At 71.5% G+C, this 13,300-nt stretch carries 10 protein-coding genes; 6 read left to right on the top strand and 4 right to left on the bottom strand.

Annotated features, from left to right (window positions below):
- Positions 1–142: 142 nt before the first annotated feature.
- The 3 genes from P3T29_RS23850 (at position 143) to P3T29_RS23860 (ending at position 3,109) form a co-directional block, all read left to right on the top strand.
- The gene (locus P3T29_RS23850) at positions 143–1,108 is read left to right on the top strand and encodes a LysR substrate-binding domain-containing protein (protein WP_280718656.1); all 966 of its coding nucleotides are present in this window, start codon (positions 143–145) and stop codon (positions 1,106–1,108) included.
- A gap of 64 nt (positions 1,109–1,172) precedes the next feature.
- The gene (locus P3T29_RS23855; protein ID WP_280718644.1) at positions 1,173–2,378 is read left to right on the top strand and encodes an AAA family ATPase; all 1,206 of its coding nucleotides are present in this window, start codon (positions 1,173–1,175) and stop codon (positions 2,376–2,378) included.
- Positions 2,375–3,109 (top strand): HNH endonuclease, encoded by a 735-nt coding sequence (locus P3T29_RS23860; protein WP_280718645.1) that lies wholly within the window; start codon positions 2,375–2,377, stop codon positions 3,107–3,109. The genes P3T29_RS23855 and P3T29_RS23860 overlap by 4 nt, the downstream gene beginning before the upstream one ends.
- A gap of 103 nt (positions 3,110–3,212) precedes the next feature.
- Here the strand turns inward: P3T29_RS23860 and P3T29_RS23865 are convergent, their stop codons facing one another.
- From P3T29_RS23865 to P3T29_RS23875, 3 genes are all read right to left on the bottom strand, one after another.
- On the bottom strand, positions 3,213–5,126 hold the full coding sequence (locus P3T29_RS23865; RefSeq protein WP_280718646.1) for a serine/threonine-protein phosphatase: 1,914 nt from the start codon (positions 5,124–5,126) through the stop codon (positions 3,213–3,215).
- 71 nt (positions 5,127–5,197) lie between these two features.
- Complete coding sequence (locus P3T29_RS23870) at positions 5,198–5,947, bottom strand: class I SAM-dependent methyltransferase (RefSeq protein ID WP_280718647.1); 750 nt, start codon at positions 5,945–5,947, stop codon at positions 5,198–5,200.
- A gap of 485 nt (positions 5,948–6,432) precedes the next feature.
- Complete coding sequence (locus tag P3T29_RS23875) at positions 6,433–9,411, bottom strand: AfsR/SARP family transcriptional regulator (protein ID WP_280718648.1); 2,979 nt, start codon at positions 9,409–9,411, stop codon at positions 6,433–6,435.
- Between the two features lie 217 nt (positions 9,412–9,628).
- On the opposite strand from P3T29_RS23875, the gene P3T29_RS23880 reads away from it, so the two are divergent.
- A complete protein-coding gene (locus P3T29_RS23880; protein ID WP_280718649.1) occupies positions 9,629–9,871 on the top strand; it encodes a hypothetical protein in 243 nt (80 codons plus the stop codon).
- 79 nt (positions 9,872–9,950) lie between these two features.
- Here P3T29_RS23880 and P3T29_RS23885 read toward each other — a convergent pair whose 3' ends face one another.
- Positions 9,951–11,618, bottom strand: a complete 1,668-nt coding sequence (locus P3T29_RS23885) for a fumarate hydratase (RefSeq protein ID WP_280718650.1) — start codon at positions 11,616–11,618, stop codon at positions 9,951–9,953.
- Between the two features lie 207 nt (positions 11,619–11,825).
- On the opposite strand from P3T29_RS23885, the gene P3T29_RS23890 reads away from it, so the two are divergent.
- Positions 11,826–12,527: a DUF1707 domain-containing protein gene (locus tag P3T29_RS23890; RefSeq protein WP_280718657.1), complete on the top strand. Its 702-nt coding sequence runs from the start codon at positions 11,826–11,828 to the stop codon at positions 12,525–12,527.
- Between the two features lie 282 nt (positions 12,528–12,809).
- Positions 12,810–13,214 carry a WhiB family transcriptional regulator gene (locus P3T29_RS23895; RefSeq protein WP_280718651.1) on the top strand — a complete coding sequence of 135 codons (405 nt, stop codon included), beginning with the start codon at positions 12,810–12,812 and terminating at the stop codon, positions 13,212–13,214.
- Positions 13,215–13,300 lie beyond the last annotated feature (86 nt).

Consider the following 13,300-nt stretch of genomic DNA (forward strand, 5'->3'; position numbering starts at 1 on the left):
CACGTCTCCTGGGTTGGGAAGCGAGGGTGGTTTTTGTCCAGATTTGCCTATGGTTCGGCAGGTTCTGGACTTGATCCACAGTGACACAGCGACCACTGATCGGGGAAATAGCTAGACTCGATACATCTGATCGGAGAGAGCTATCAGTACCCCTCAAACCCCCCACAGCAAGCACCGTGCCCCCCGCACGCCCACCGTCGCCCAGCTGCGGGCGTTCACGGCGGTGGCCGAGCACCGCCACTTCCGGGACGCGGCCGCCGCCATCGGCACCAGCCAGCCCGCCCTCTCGGGTGCGGTCGCCGCGCTGGAGGAGGCGCTCGGCGCGCAGCTGGTGGAGCGTACGACCCGCAGGGTCATCATCACCCCACTGGGCGAGCGCGTCGCCGAGCACGCGCGCCGGGTGCTCTCCACGCTGCACGCCCTCACCGAGGAGGTGGAGGCGGCGCGCCGCCCGTTCACCGGGCCGCTGCACCTGGGCGTGATCCCCACCGTCGCACCGTACCTGCTCCCCGCCGTTCTACGGATGGTCCGGGACGGCTACCCCGACCTGGAGCTGCACGTCCACGAGGAACGTACCCCCTCGCTGCTGGAGGGCCTGACGGCCGGCCGCCTCGACGTCCTGCTGCTCGCGCTCCCCGCCGGCGGCACCGCGCCGACCAGGGACATCCCGCTCTTCGACGAGGACTTCGTCCTCGTCACCCCGCCCGAGCACGAGCTGGCCGGCCGGGTGGACGTCCCGCGTGACGTACTGCTCGACCTCGACGTGCTGCTGCTGGAGGAGGGCCACTGCCTGCGCGACCAGACCCTCGACATCTGCCGGGAGATCGGCGCCGAGATCTCCGGCGGTTCGACCCGCGCGGCCGGGCTCTCCACCCTCGTCCAGCTGGTGGCCGGCGGACTGGGCGTCACCCTGCTGCCCGCCACGGCGCTCGAGGTCGAGGCCTCCCGCACCGACCGCCTCGCCGCCGTCCGCTTCGCCACCCCCGCACCCGGACGCCGGATCGGCCTCGCCACCCGGCCGGGCTCGGCCCGCAGCGCCGAGTACGACCGCTTCGCCGCGTCGCTGCGTGAGGTGCTGCGCGAACTGCCGGTCCGAATCGTCGAGTGACACCGTGGAGTGACGGGGCGTCGGTCCCTATGCTTGGTGCAGTCGACGTGCGGAGGGTGTGGGCATGTACGTCTCCAGGCTCAGAATCGACAACATCAAGGGCTTCCACGGCGATCGCTCCGTGGATCTCGACCTGACCCGGCCCGACGGGTCGCACACGGGCTGGACGGTCGTGGCCGGGCCGAACGGATCGGGCAAGAGCACACTGCTGCGGGCGGTCGCGTTGACGCTCACCGGGGTCGCCGGGGGTGGGTTGCTGGACCTGTCGTCCTGGCTGCACGCCGATGCGGCGGTCGGTGGGGTGAAGATCGTCGACGAGGCGTCGGGCGATGTCCAGTGGCGGCTGGTCAGGGCCGCGAGGGGGGTGATCGAGCGGCACGTCGGCGGGCGGGGCTTCTGCGTGGGTTACGGCCCGTTCCGGGGGCACGGTGCAGGCCCCCGGGTTCCGATGACGGGCGGGGCGGCTCCGGTCGGCTCGCTGTTCCACGACGCGCCGGTCCTCGGCGAGAGCGTCGACTGGCTGGTCGCTCAGCACCTCCGCCGCCTCGAACAGCGGTGCGGCGCCGCCGAGTTGCTCGACGCCGTACTGGCCCTGCTCGGTGACGGCCTGCTGCCCGAGGGGCACCGCGTGCTCCGGGTCGACTCCGACGGCCTCTGGATCGGCCAGGGCGGCGCCGAGTTCCCGCTCCGCACGCTGGGGGACGGCTGCCAGGCGGTCGCGGCACTCGTGCTCGACCTGGTCCGCCAAGCACAACAGGCCGAACCTGACGCCGAGTTGGTGGTGAACGGCGAGGTGCCGACCGTACCGGTGAGCGGGGTCGTCCTGATCGACGAGGCCGAGGCCCATCTGCACCTCGGCTGGCAGCAACGCCTCGGCGAGTGGCTGGTCGCCCACTTCCCGAACGTCCAGTTCATCGTCAGCACCAACAGCCCGTACATCTGCCAGGCCGCCGACCCGGGCGGGTTGATCCGGCTGGCGGCGCCGACCGAGGCGGAACCGCCCCGGGTGCTGGACGACGATCTGCACCAGCGGATCGTCTACGGCAGCGGTGACGACGCCGCGCTCTCCGAGCTCTTCGGTCTCCCGAGCGCGTACTCGCCGCAGGCCGAGGCGGAGCGGCGGCTGCTCATCGCGCTCGAACGGAAGCTGTACGCGGGCAAGGCGTCCCGCTCCGAGGTCGCCGAGTACCAGGAGCTCGGTGCCAAGCTGAACAGCTCACTGAGCGCACGGGTGGACGAATTCCGGGCCCGCACCGGGGGCGAGCGGTGATCCCGCTTCAACGGCCGCCACTGCAAGCACAGTTGGCGGCCGACCTGGCCCGCCGTACCGAGGCGATCCGGGCCGCCGGGCCCAGCACCGCCACCGGGCGGAACGCCTGGCGCAACGCGCGCGAACCGAAGGCCCGGCTCCGGCTGCTGCTGCACCGGATGGCTCCCGGGCTGGTGCGCTGCATGTACTGCGGCGACAACCTCGGCACCGACATCGACCACTTCGAGCCGATCGCCCGCGCCCCGCTGCGCACCTTCGACTGGCACAACCACCTGCTCGCCTGCGCCTACTGCAACAGCAACCAGAAGCGCGACCGCTTCCCCTGCGACCCGGTCACCGGCGCGCACCTGCTGGTAGACCCGGCCCGCGAGGACCCGGCCGACCACCTGCTGCTCTACCTCGAATCCGGCTCGTACCAGGGGCTCACCCCCAAGGGGATCGCCACCATCGACGTCTTCGCCCTCAACTCCCGCGCCGAACTGGTCCGCGCCCGCCGCCTGGCCTTCACCGTCGTCCGGGCCCTGCTGCGCGAGTGGCACAACCTACGGACGAACGGCGACCTCGCGGCCGCCCAGGAACTGGCCGACTCCCTCCGCCTCCTCTGGCAGGCCGACGTCCTCCGCGCGGTCGTCCGCATCGGCCGAACCCCGGCCCTGGCGGAGACCGTCCTCGGCCCGGCCGCCTTCACCGCCCTCCGGACGCTGTCCCGGGAGGACGAGCACTTCAGCTGATCGGGGTTTCTTTTGAAGGGGCACGGGGAACTGCGCGAAACCGGAAGGCAACAGGCCCGCACCCTTCCGCCTCGCTCAGTTCCGCGCGCCCCTCCAGAGCCGTTTACGGCAGCCGCTGCTCGAACCAGACCACCTTCCCCGCGCCGAGCCGCGTCGCACCCCAGCGCTCCGCGCACTTGGCGACTATCTGCAGCCCCCGCCCGCGCTCGTCGTCGGGCCCGGCCCGCCTGGTGCGGGGGAGCAGTGGGCTGTCGTCGCCGACCTCGCAGCGCAGCACCGAGGTGCGTACCAGTCGGAGGGTGACCGGGCGGGTGGCGTGCTGGATCGCGTTGGTCACCAGCTCGCTGACCATCAACTCGGTGTTCTCGGTGAGTGGTTCGAGACCCCACCGGCGCAGGGCGTGCCCGGCGAGGCGGCGGGCCCGTCCGGGGGTCTCGTGGCGTGGCTGGAGGAACCAGTACGCGACGTCCTCGGCCGGGATGCCGTCGAAGGCGGCGGCCAGCAGGGCGATGTCGTCGGCCCGGTCGCCCGGTGGCAGCACCCGCAACGCCTCCTGGCAGAGGTGCTCGGGGGAGTGCCGGTGCGCCGTGCTGATCCGGGCCCGGAGCAGCTCGAGACCCGTGGTGAGCGAGCGTCGGCGGGACTCCACCAGGCCGTCGGTGAAGAGCAGCAGCGCCGATCCGGGTGGCGCCGGCAGTTCGACCGAGGTGAAGTCCACCCCGCCGACCCCGATCGGGGCGCCCGGCGGCAGGTCGAGCAGTTCGGTGCGGCCGTCCGGCTGGACCAGTACCGGCGGGACGTGCCCCGCGTTGGCGATCACCAGCCGGTTGGCGATCGGGTCGTAGACCGCGTACACGCAGGTCGCCAAGTGCTGTTCCCGGCCGAGGCGTTGGGCCTGTTCGTCGAGGTGGTAGAGCACCTCGTGCGGTGGCAGGTCGAGGGCCGCCAGGGTCTGGGCGCTGGTCCGTAGCTGGCCCATGATGGCGGCCGAGGTGAGCGAGTGGCCCATCACGTCGCCGACGATCAGCGCGACCCGGTTGCCGGGCAGCGGGACGGAGTCGTACCAGTCGCCGCCGACCTGGGCGCCGCTCTCGCTCGGGAGGTAGCGGTGTGCCAGCCGGACGCCGTGCCGCTGTGGGAGGTGGGTGGGCAGCATGCTGCGCTGCAGCTCGTCGGCGATCTCCCACTCGCGCGAGTACCGCAGCGCGGTGTCGACGGCGAGCCCCGCCTGGGTGGCGAGGTGGCCGGCGGTGGCGCTGTCGGTCGCGTCGAACGCGGAGGCCAGGTCGTAGGCGGAAGTCAGCTCGAACGCGGCCGGCCGGGCCGGAGTGTGCGTGCGCTGCTGGTCCGTGACGCCGGGCCGGCCGAACGTGGCGACCCGGGCGGGGTCGCCGACGCGGTCGGTCCCCGAGCCTGACCCGGCCCCTGACTCTGGCCCTGCCCCGGCCCCCGCGCCCTTGCCCGGACGACGGATCAGCACCAGCAGCCCGAGCACCGCCTTGCGCCCGCGCAGCGGCAGCGCGAGCAGCGCCGTCCCGGCGGCGAGCCGGCCGAGCGTACGGGCGCCGTAGAGCTCCTCCAGCAGCGGTCGGAGCCGGGCCGCCGAGGGCGTGCCGAGCACCACCGGGCCGGCCGGGAGCTGCTGGCTGAGGATCCGGGAGATCGGGCCGCCGGGCCGGATGGCCCTGGTCCGCGAGCGGCGGCCGAGCCGGGTGCCGTGGGAGTGCTGCAGTCGCAGCGCGGTGGGGTGGCCCGGATCGCGTTCGACGTTCGGCAGTGGATCGCGCAGGTGTACGACGGCGGCGTCGGCCAGCGCGGGGACGAGTACCTTGCCGAGGTTGCGCAGGGTGGCGGTCAGGTCCAGTGAGCTGTTGATCCGCCGGGAGGCGCTGTCCAGGTACGCCAGGCGCTCGGCCGTCCCGGGTTGTGACGGCGCCTCCGGCAGCGGGGCCGGCGGTCGGCGCTGGGTGGGGACGGCGGGTGGCTGCCCCGCCAGGGGCTTGAGGGGGTCGCGCACGGGCTTCCCGTTCTGGGAGGTCTGAGGGGGAGAGGTCGAGGGGCCTGCCGGGAGGTCGGTCGATCCGCAGGTCAGTCGATCCGCCGACAGCACAGGAAGAGCTGTTCCTCCGGGGGCAGGGCGGTGCTGGCGGGTGCGTACGGGTGGCCGGAGTGCACCTCGACGGCGAATCCGGTTCTGGAGAGCGTCAGTTCGAGCTCCTCGCGCAGGTAGCCGCTGATCCGTATCTCGTGGCCGAGGAAGGGGAGCGGGGTGTGGTCGAGATCGGCCTCGACCATGCCCAGGGCCAACAGCCCGCCCGGCCGCAGTAGTTGGTGGATCCGCTGCAGTACGACCGGTATCTCGCTCTGCGGCAGCAGGATCAGCGAGAAGAAGGCGGTCGCGGCGGCGAACGCCCCGGCTGCCTCCGGGCCCAACTGCGGTGTGCCCCACGCCAGTACGGCACGCGGCGTGGCCAGGTCGTACATGTCGATCCGGTGGTAGCCGGCCTCGGGGGCGGCGCGGCGCGCGAGCGTCAGCATGCCGTCGGAGAGGTCGGCCCCCGTGACGCGCAGCCCGCCCGCCGTGAGCTGCCGGACAGTCGGATCGCCCGTACCGCAGCCGATGTCCAGCACCGGCGCGCCGGGTTCCAGCTCGCGCAGCAGCCACTCGCCGCAAGCCAGTTGGCCGGCCTTGCCCGGGAAGGCTCGGCTGTAACCCTCACCGATGGAATCGAAGGCCACTGCCTGTAGGGCGCGCTCGGCGCGGCGCCGGCAGGTGTGGTGATCGGTCGTGGTGGGCTCGCGACCCTGGGTGGGATCGGATATCTGTCCGGTCGTCACGATTGAGAGGCACCTTTCCACCCTGGCCGCAGGGTGGCGCTACCGGACGGCCGTACTCCGCCCTTGGCCCACGTCCTGCCGCGGTCCGTCACGCTCCCCGCGTCCCTGTGCGCTGCGTCGTTCTGTCAAAGCGTGCCGCTCCGTCGCACCGGCCTCCAAGACTGGGCTGGCCTCCGAGAATAGGCGTGATCACCCGGCTGTGGGGACCCTTTCCGGTCAACTAGTGGTTGCCGGGACGAATATGGCCGGGACAGCAGGAGCACGCGGGTGTGGGCAGGGGTGGTGCGTACACCGGCCCCGCGCCGCCCAGTGCGCCGGGTGACCGCTCTGACCTGCGGAAACGGTCTATCGGTGGGCGTTTATCGAACGTCAATCGACGCCTGCGACAGTTGCTTCAGCGCCGGGGAAGCGTCAAGGGCGTTCCCGCAGCCGGGGGGCTGCGGGGACGCCGACGACGCGAAACGGGGGACCTGTCGGGGGACGGGTCACGGCGCGGGGGGAACGAGGGACTCGGTGTGCTGCTGGTCGATGAGGTCCTTCACGGGGGAGGCCTCGGGCACACCGAGTCGGGTGAAGACCGCGTGGGCCTCCTGGAGGCAAGCCAGTCCGCGAGCGGGCTGGCCCAGCTCCAGGAGGGCTTCACCGAGCGCCGCGTTGGCCAGCCCCTGACAGTACGCGGCGTCCATCTCCTGGGCGATGGCCAACGATTCGTCGGCGGCCTCGGCGGCCTCCGGGTACTGGTGGTCCGCGAGCAGGTTGGTCGAGAGCCGGGCCAGGGTGTAGCCCTCCCGTAGCCGGTTCTGCTGCGCCTGGTACAGGCGGTGAGCCTCCCGCAGATGAGCGGCGGCCCCGGAGGGCGAACCGGTCGAGGAGAGCACCACGCCGAGCTGGTAGAGCGTGTCGGCCAGGCACGGGCCGTTGTCGGAGGCCCGGGCCGTGGTGACCGCCTCCTCGGCCGAACGGATCGCGGAGGCGGTCTGCCCGACGTCGAGCTGCGCCCGGGCGATGTTCCCGAGCACGCGTGCCTCACCGATCGGGAAGCCGATGCCCCGGCCGATGGCAAGGGCCTGTTCGAAGAACGGGAGCGCCTCGGCGGACCGGTTGGCGAGGCTCAGGATGATGCCCAGAGTGTTGGCGGTCGTCGAGCGGAGAACGGTCACATCGTCCGGGGCCTGGAGGGCGAGGCTCTTCCGGAGCGAGAGCTCGGAACTCTGGAACTCGCCGGTGACGTGCTGAAGGGTCCCCAGCGCGAAGTGGGTACGGGCCAGCGCCTCCGCGTCGTGGTACGACTGGGCGTTGGTGTCGGCGATCTCCAGGATCCGGCGCACCCGGGGTCCGTGGGTGGGGTCCTCGACAATGCTGTCCAGCACGATCAGCAGGTCCACCGCCGGGCGCAGCAGCTCCGACGGTCCCTGCACCGCGGCCTCCACCGCGCTCAGCAGGACCGAGACCTCGGAGCGCAGCCAGTCCTGGGCCGCGCCGCTGCTGGTGAGGCCGAGGCCGGTGTGGACCAGCCGGTCCATCGGTTCGGGCAGCTGGTCGTCCGGTTCGATGGCCTGAGCGGCGTTGCGCATGGTCGGGAGCAGGAGTTCCAACAGGCGCAGGACGGCGGACCGCTGCTCCTCCGCGTCCTTGAGCTTCTCGTTCTGCCGCTGCGCGTAGAGCCGCAGCAGGTCGTGGTAGCGGTAACGCCCAGGAGTGAAGCACTCCAGCATGTTCGCTTCGACGAGCGCCTCGGCCAGGTCCTCGGCCCGGTCCTCGTCGACGCCCAGCAGGGCCGCCACCGAACTGAGCGGCAGGTCGGGGGAGTCCACCAGGGAGAGCAGTCGGAAGGCGCGGGCCTCGTCGGGCCGGAGCTGTCCGTACCCGAGGCCGATGGTGGTCTCCACCGCGAGGTTGCCCAGTTGCAGCTCGTCGAGGCGCCGGCGCTGGTCCGCTAACCGACGGGCCAGGTCGGAGACGCTCCAGCGAGGCCGGCTGGCCAGGCGGGCGGCCGCGATCCGTACGGCGAGCGGCAGGAGGCCGCAGGCGCGCACCACGGCCAGGGACGCCTCGGGCTCGGCTGCCACCCGCTGTTCGCCGACGATGGCCGAGAACAGCGCCAGTGCCTCGTCCGGAGTCAGCTCCTCCACGTCGATCAGGTGGGCGCCGGCGATCCCGGCCAGCCGGGAACGGCTGGTCGCCAGGACGGCGCAGCCCGAGACGCCGGGGATGAGCGGCGTCAACTGGTCGGCGTCCCGGGCGTTGTCCAGCAGGATGAGCATCCGGCGGTTGGCCAGCAGCGAGCGGTACAGGGCGGCCCGCTGCTCCAGTGAGTCAGGCATCTCCGCGACCCCCAGGGCGTACAGGAAGTCACCGAGCACCACGGCGGGGTCGGCCGGGGAGGCTCCGGCGCCGCGCAGGTCGACGTACAGCTGCCCGTCGGGGAACTCGGACCGGACACTGTGGGCAACGTGGACCGCCAGCGTGGTCTTTCCCACCCCGCCGATCCCGGCGAGCGAGGTGACCACGACGGCCTGACCGGTGGCGTTCCGCAGGACGTCCCGCAGCTCGTCGACCAGGGTGGTCCGCCCGCTGAAGTCCGATACGTCGGCGGGAAGCTGGGCCGGCGGGGAAATAACCGGGACCGATTCGTCCGCTTCCGGCCCGGAAACCTCGTCGGGACGGGGGGGAATCAGGGCCGGATCGGCGGCCAGAATCCGGGAGTGCATGGCAGCCAGCCCGGCACCCGGTTCCACTCCGAGCTCCTCGATGAGCAGCTTCCGGGTGTCCGCATAGACACCGAGCGATTCGGCCTGCCGCCCGCAGCGGTAGAGCGCGAGCATCAGCAGCTCGCGGAGCCGCTCGCGGAGCGGGTGTTCGGCCGCGAGTGAGCTCAGCTCCGCGACGACCTCCGCGTGCAGGCCGATGTCCAGCGCCGTCGCGCAGCGCTCCTCGCCCACCGTCACCTGGCGTTCGGTCAGCCGGAGGCGCTGTCCTTCGGCGTAGGGGCCGGGGACTCCGGCGAGCGGACGGCCGCTCCACAGGGAGAGCGCGGAGACCAGCAGCCGGTGTGCCGACTCGGCGTCCCCGGCCGCGCGGGCCGCCAGCGCCTCGGCGGATCTGGTGTCGAACAGCGAAGCGTCCAGCGCTTCGGCGGGGATCCGCAGGGCGTAGCCGTCACTGACCGAGACCAGGAGTTCGGCGCGGGCGCGGGTCTCACGGTTCGGTTCGATGACCGTGCGCAGCCGGGAGACGTAGGTGCGCAGCGCCGCGACCGCCTGCGGCGGCGGGCGGTCGCCCCAGAGGCCGTCGACCAGGTCCTGGGTGCTCACCGGCTTGCCGTGATGCAGCAGGAGCGCGGTGAGTACGGCCTGTTGTTGCGGCGAGCCGAGGGAGAGCGGCTGGTCGCCGCGCCAGGCCTGGACCGGTCCGAGCACCTGGAAGCGCAGCGCATGGGAGTGCGGCGTTTCCCGAAGCTCCATGAAATCCCCCGATAGCCTGTGATGTTGCTTTCCGCGCAGGGCGATCAATGGTCCGCCGTGGCGCCGCCAGCTTAGGCGGAGTGTTGCAAACGTTGGAGAAGAGCGCAGGCGGCGCGATGTTTATAAGACATTTAACGACGCCTACGATACTGTCCGCGCGCCCAGACCGGTCTGGTCGGGCCTGAACACATCTGACTAAGTCGAAAGGCGGCCAGCCATGGCCAACGACCAGAGCACGACCGCGGTGCCGGCGTCCGCCGAGCCGCAGGTTCCCGTGGCGGGGACCGGCACCACGCAGCCGGTTGCCGCTGCGCCGGCCGAGCACACTGTGACCACTCCGGACATCCTGCCCGATCTCCAGGACCTGATAGGCGGGGCGTCGCTCGCGGAGCCGAAGACCGACGGCACCGAGCCGGGGGACGACCACGAGACGACCGGCATCATCGCGAGCCGCCCGTAGTCGACGTAAGCCACGGATCGCCCCGCGAGCGCCCCGCCCACCTTCAGGTGCCGGCGGGGCGCTCGCGTTTCGGCGCCGCCTACTCCGCCGAGCGGACCCGCAGGCTGGTGATCAGCGGGCCGTCGGTGACCTCGGCGAAGAAGTCGTTGCCCTTGTCGTCCACGACGACGAAGGCGGGGAAGTCCTCGACCTCGATCCGCCAGACCGCCTCCATGCCCAGCTCCGCGTACTCCAGGACCTCGACCTTCCTGATGCAGTCCTGGGCGAGCCGGGCCGCCGGGCCGCCGATCGAGCCGAGGTAGAAGCCGCCGTGCTCGGCGCAGGCCTTGGTGACCTGCTTGGAGCGGTTGCCCTTGGCGAGCATCACCATCGAGCCGCCCGCCGCCTGGAACTGGTCGACGTAACTGTCCATCCGCCCGGCCGTGGTGGGGCCGAACGAGCCGGAGGCGAAGCCCTCGGGGGTCTTGGCCGGGCCGGCGTAGTAGACCGGGTGGTCCTTCAGGTACTGGGGCATGCCCTCGCCCGCGTCCAGCCGCTCCTTGATCTTGGCGTGCGCGATGTCGCGGGCCACCACCAGGGTGCCGGTGAGCGAAAGCCGGGTCTTCACCGGGTACTTGGAGAGCTCGGCCCGGATGTCGTCCATCGGCCGGTTGAGGTCGATCCGGACGACGTCGTCGTCCAGGTGCTCGTCCGTGGTCTCGGGCAGGTACTTGGCCGGGTCGGTCTCCAGCTGCTCCAGGAAGATCCCGTCCGCCGTGATCTTGCCGAGCGCCTGGCGGTCGGCCGAGCAGGAGACGGCCATCGCGACCGGCAGCGAGGCGCCGTGGCGCGGCAGGCGGATCACCCGCACGTCGTGGCAGAAGTACTTGCCGCCGAACTGCGCGCCGATGCCGATCTTCTGGGTCAGCTCGGTGACCTTGGCCTCCAGCTCCAGGTCACGGAAGCCGTGCCCGGTGGCGGCGTCGCCGCTGGTCGGCAGCTCGTCCAGGTAGTGCGCCGAGGCGTACTTGGCGGTCTTGAGCGCGAACTCGGCGCTCGTACCGCCGACCACGATCGCCAGGTGGTACGGCGGGCAGGCGGCCGTGCCCAGCGAGCGGATCTTCTGCTCCAGGAAGGCCAGCATCGAGTCCTCGTTGAGGATCGCCTTGGTCTCCTGGTACAGGTAGGACTTGTTGGCGCTGCCGCCGCCCTTCGCCATGAAGAGGAACTTGTACGCGTCACCGTCGGTCGCGTAGAGCTCGATCTGCGCGGGCAGGTTGGAGCCGGTGTTCTTCTCGTCCCACATGGTGACGGGCGCCATCTGCGAGTAGCGCAGGTTGAGCTTGGTGTACGCGTCGTAGACGCCGCGCGCGATCGAGCTCTCGTCCGCGCCCTCGGTCAGCACGTTCTGGCCGCGCTTGCCCATCACGATCGCGGTGCCGGTGTCCTGGCACATCGGCAGGATGCCGCCGGCCGAGATGTTCACGTTCTTCAGCAGGTCCAGCGCGACGAAACGGTCGTTCGGGCTGGCCTCCGGGTCGTCCAGGATGCGGCGCAGCTGGGCCAGGTGCGCGGGCCGCAGGTAGTGCGAGATGTCGTGCATGGCCTCGGCCGTGAGCAGCCGCAGGGCCTCCGGCTCGACCTTCAGGAAGCGGCGGCCCCCGGCCTCGAAGGTGCTGACGCCTTCGGAGGTCAGCTTCCGGTACGGGGTCGGGTCGGCCCCGAGGGGAAGAAGGTCGGAGTACGCGAACTCTGGCGTGGGAGCCATGGGGAGGTCCTTAACTGATCCGGCTGCGTCGACGAAGCACCCTCAAGGGTAGGCGCCGGGGAAACGTCGGATGCGTACAGGTGAGCCTTCGTGACGGGGGTCACGCCGAACCGTGCTGAACGACCGTTCGACAGTGGGCCCGGTGGCTAGTCTTGTGACGTGGAAAACACGCCGTCGCAGGACGACCAGGACCAGCCACCCGTATCCATGAGCAAGTCCGAACTCCAGCCCCGGCCCGAGCCGCAGGACCGCCGGCCCGCGCTGGACACGGCCCCGGTGGCCGAGGCCGAGCTCCGTGCCTCCGACGCCGACCGGGAGCGGATCGCCGAGCTGCTCCGCGACGCGTACGCCGAGGGCCGGCTCACCATGGAGGAGCACTCCGAGCGGATCGAGGCGGCCTACCAGGCCAGGACGCTGGGTGAGCTGGCTCCGCTCACCCGGGACCTGCCCACGCACCGCCCGATCTCGATGGAGAAGGCCCCGCAGGCCGGGTCCCGGCCTGCCGCCGGCCCGCTGACCCCGGCCCGGAGCGAGTCGCCGTCGATGGTGGCGATCTTCGGCGGGGCCAGCCGCAAGGGCCGCTGGCGGGTCGGTTCACACCTCAAGGCGGTGGCGATCTTCGGCGGGGTGGAGATCGACCTCACCGACGCGGTCTTCGAGTCGCCAGAGGTGGTCATCGAGGTGACGGCGGTCTTCGGTGGCGTGGAAATCAAGGTGCCGGAGAACGTCACTCTGCAGGGCGCCGGGGTGGGGATCTTCGGCGGCTTCGAAGTCCAGGAACAGACCTCGGCGGATCCGTACGCGCCGGTGGTGCTGGTCAAGGGCGCGGCGGTCTTCGGCGGCTGCGAGGCCAAGCCGCGCCGGGGCAAGAAGCTGAAGGAGTGGGTGCGCAAGCAGCTCGGCGAGTAGTCCTCACGGGGCTGCGGACGTCGCCGACATATCGTCAACTTCCGGACAGGCACTGGATCTTGAGGCGAGTGCACTGCGTAGTCGCTTGCCTGCGGTGTGCATGAATCTGGATAGGGCGGGGTAGTTCCTGTCGCACATCGTTTCTTGTACGGCTGTGACCCCGGAGACAGTCGGTACCGGCCCGGCCTCCGCCGTGCGCCGGTGTCGAGGCGGGGTACACGCGGGGCAGCCGGGCAGTGATGCGAGTCTTCCCCGAGTCACGAGCCTCGTCAGGAGTAAGCCGTGCTGCATCCGATCGAGTCCAGCGCCCGCAGTGCCAACGTGGCGGTCCGGCGCAGTACCGCCGGCCAGGCGGGCACCGGGACGCAGCAGCTCGACCACCTGGACGACAACCCCTGGCATACCGGAGCGGCCTGCCGCCGCGACGAGGCGGGGCTGTTCTTCGCGCCCTCCAAGGAGCCGACCGCCGCCCGGCTGGCCCGCGAGGAGCAGGCGAAGCAGGTCTGCGCGCGCTGCCCGGTACTGCTGGAGTGCCGGGAGCACGCGCTCGCCCAGCCCGAGCCGTACGGTGTGTGGGGCGGGCTGACGGCCGCCGAACGCCGGGTGGTTCTGGCCCGCCGCCGCCGCCGGGAGGGCGAACTGCGCGAGGCCCGCCGGGTCGCCGCACCCCGCCGGATAGCCGGCTAGCTGTGTCCTTCGCACATAGGGAAACGTGTGTCGAGCCAGCGGGGGTGGGTTGGGTCGACTTCGAGTATGTCGAGGAGTCGGGCCTG

The organism is Kitasatospora sp. MAP5-34, assembly GCF_029894335.1.
Classification (GTDB): Bacteria; Actinomycetota; Actinomycetes; order Streptomycetales; family Streptomycetaceae; genus Kitasatospora.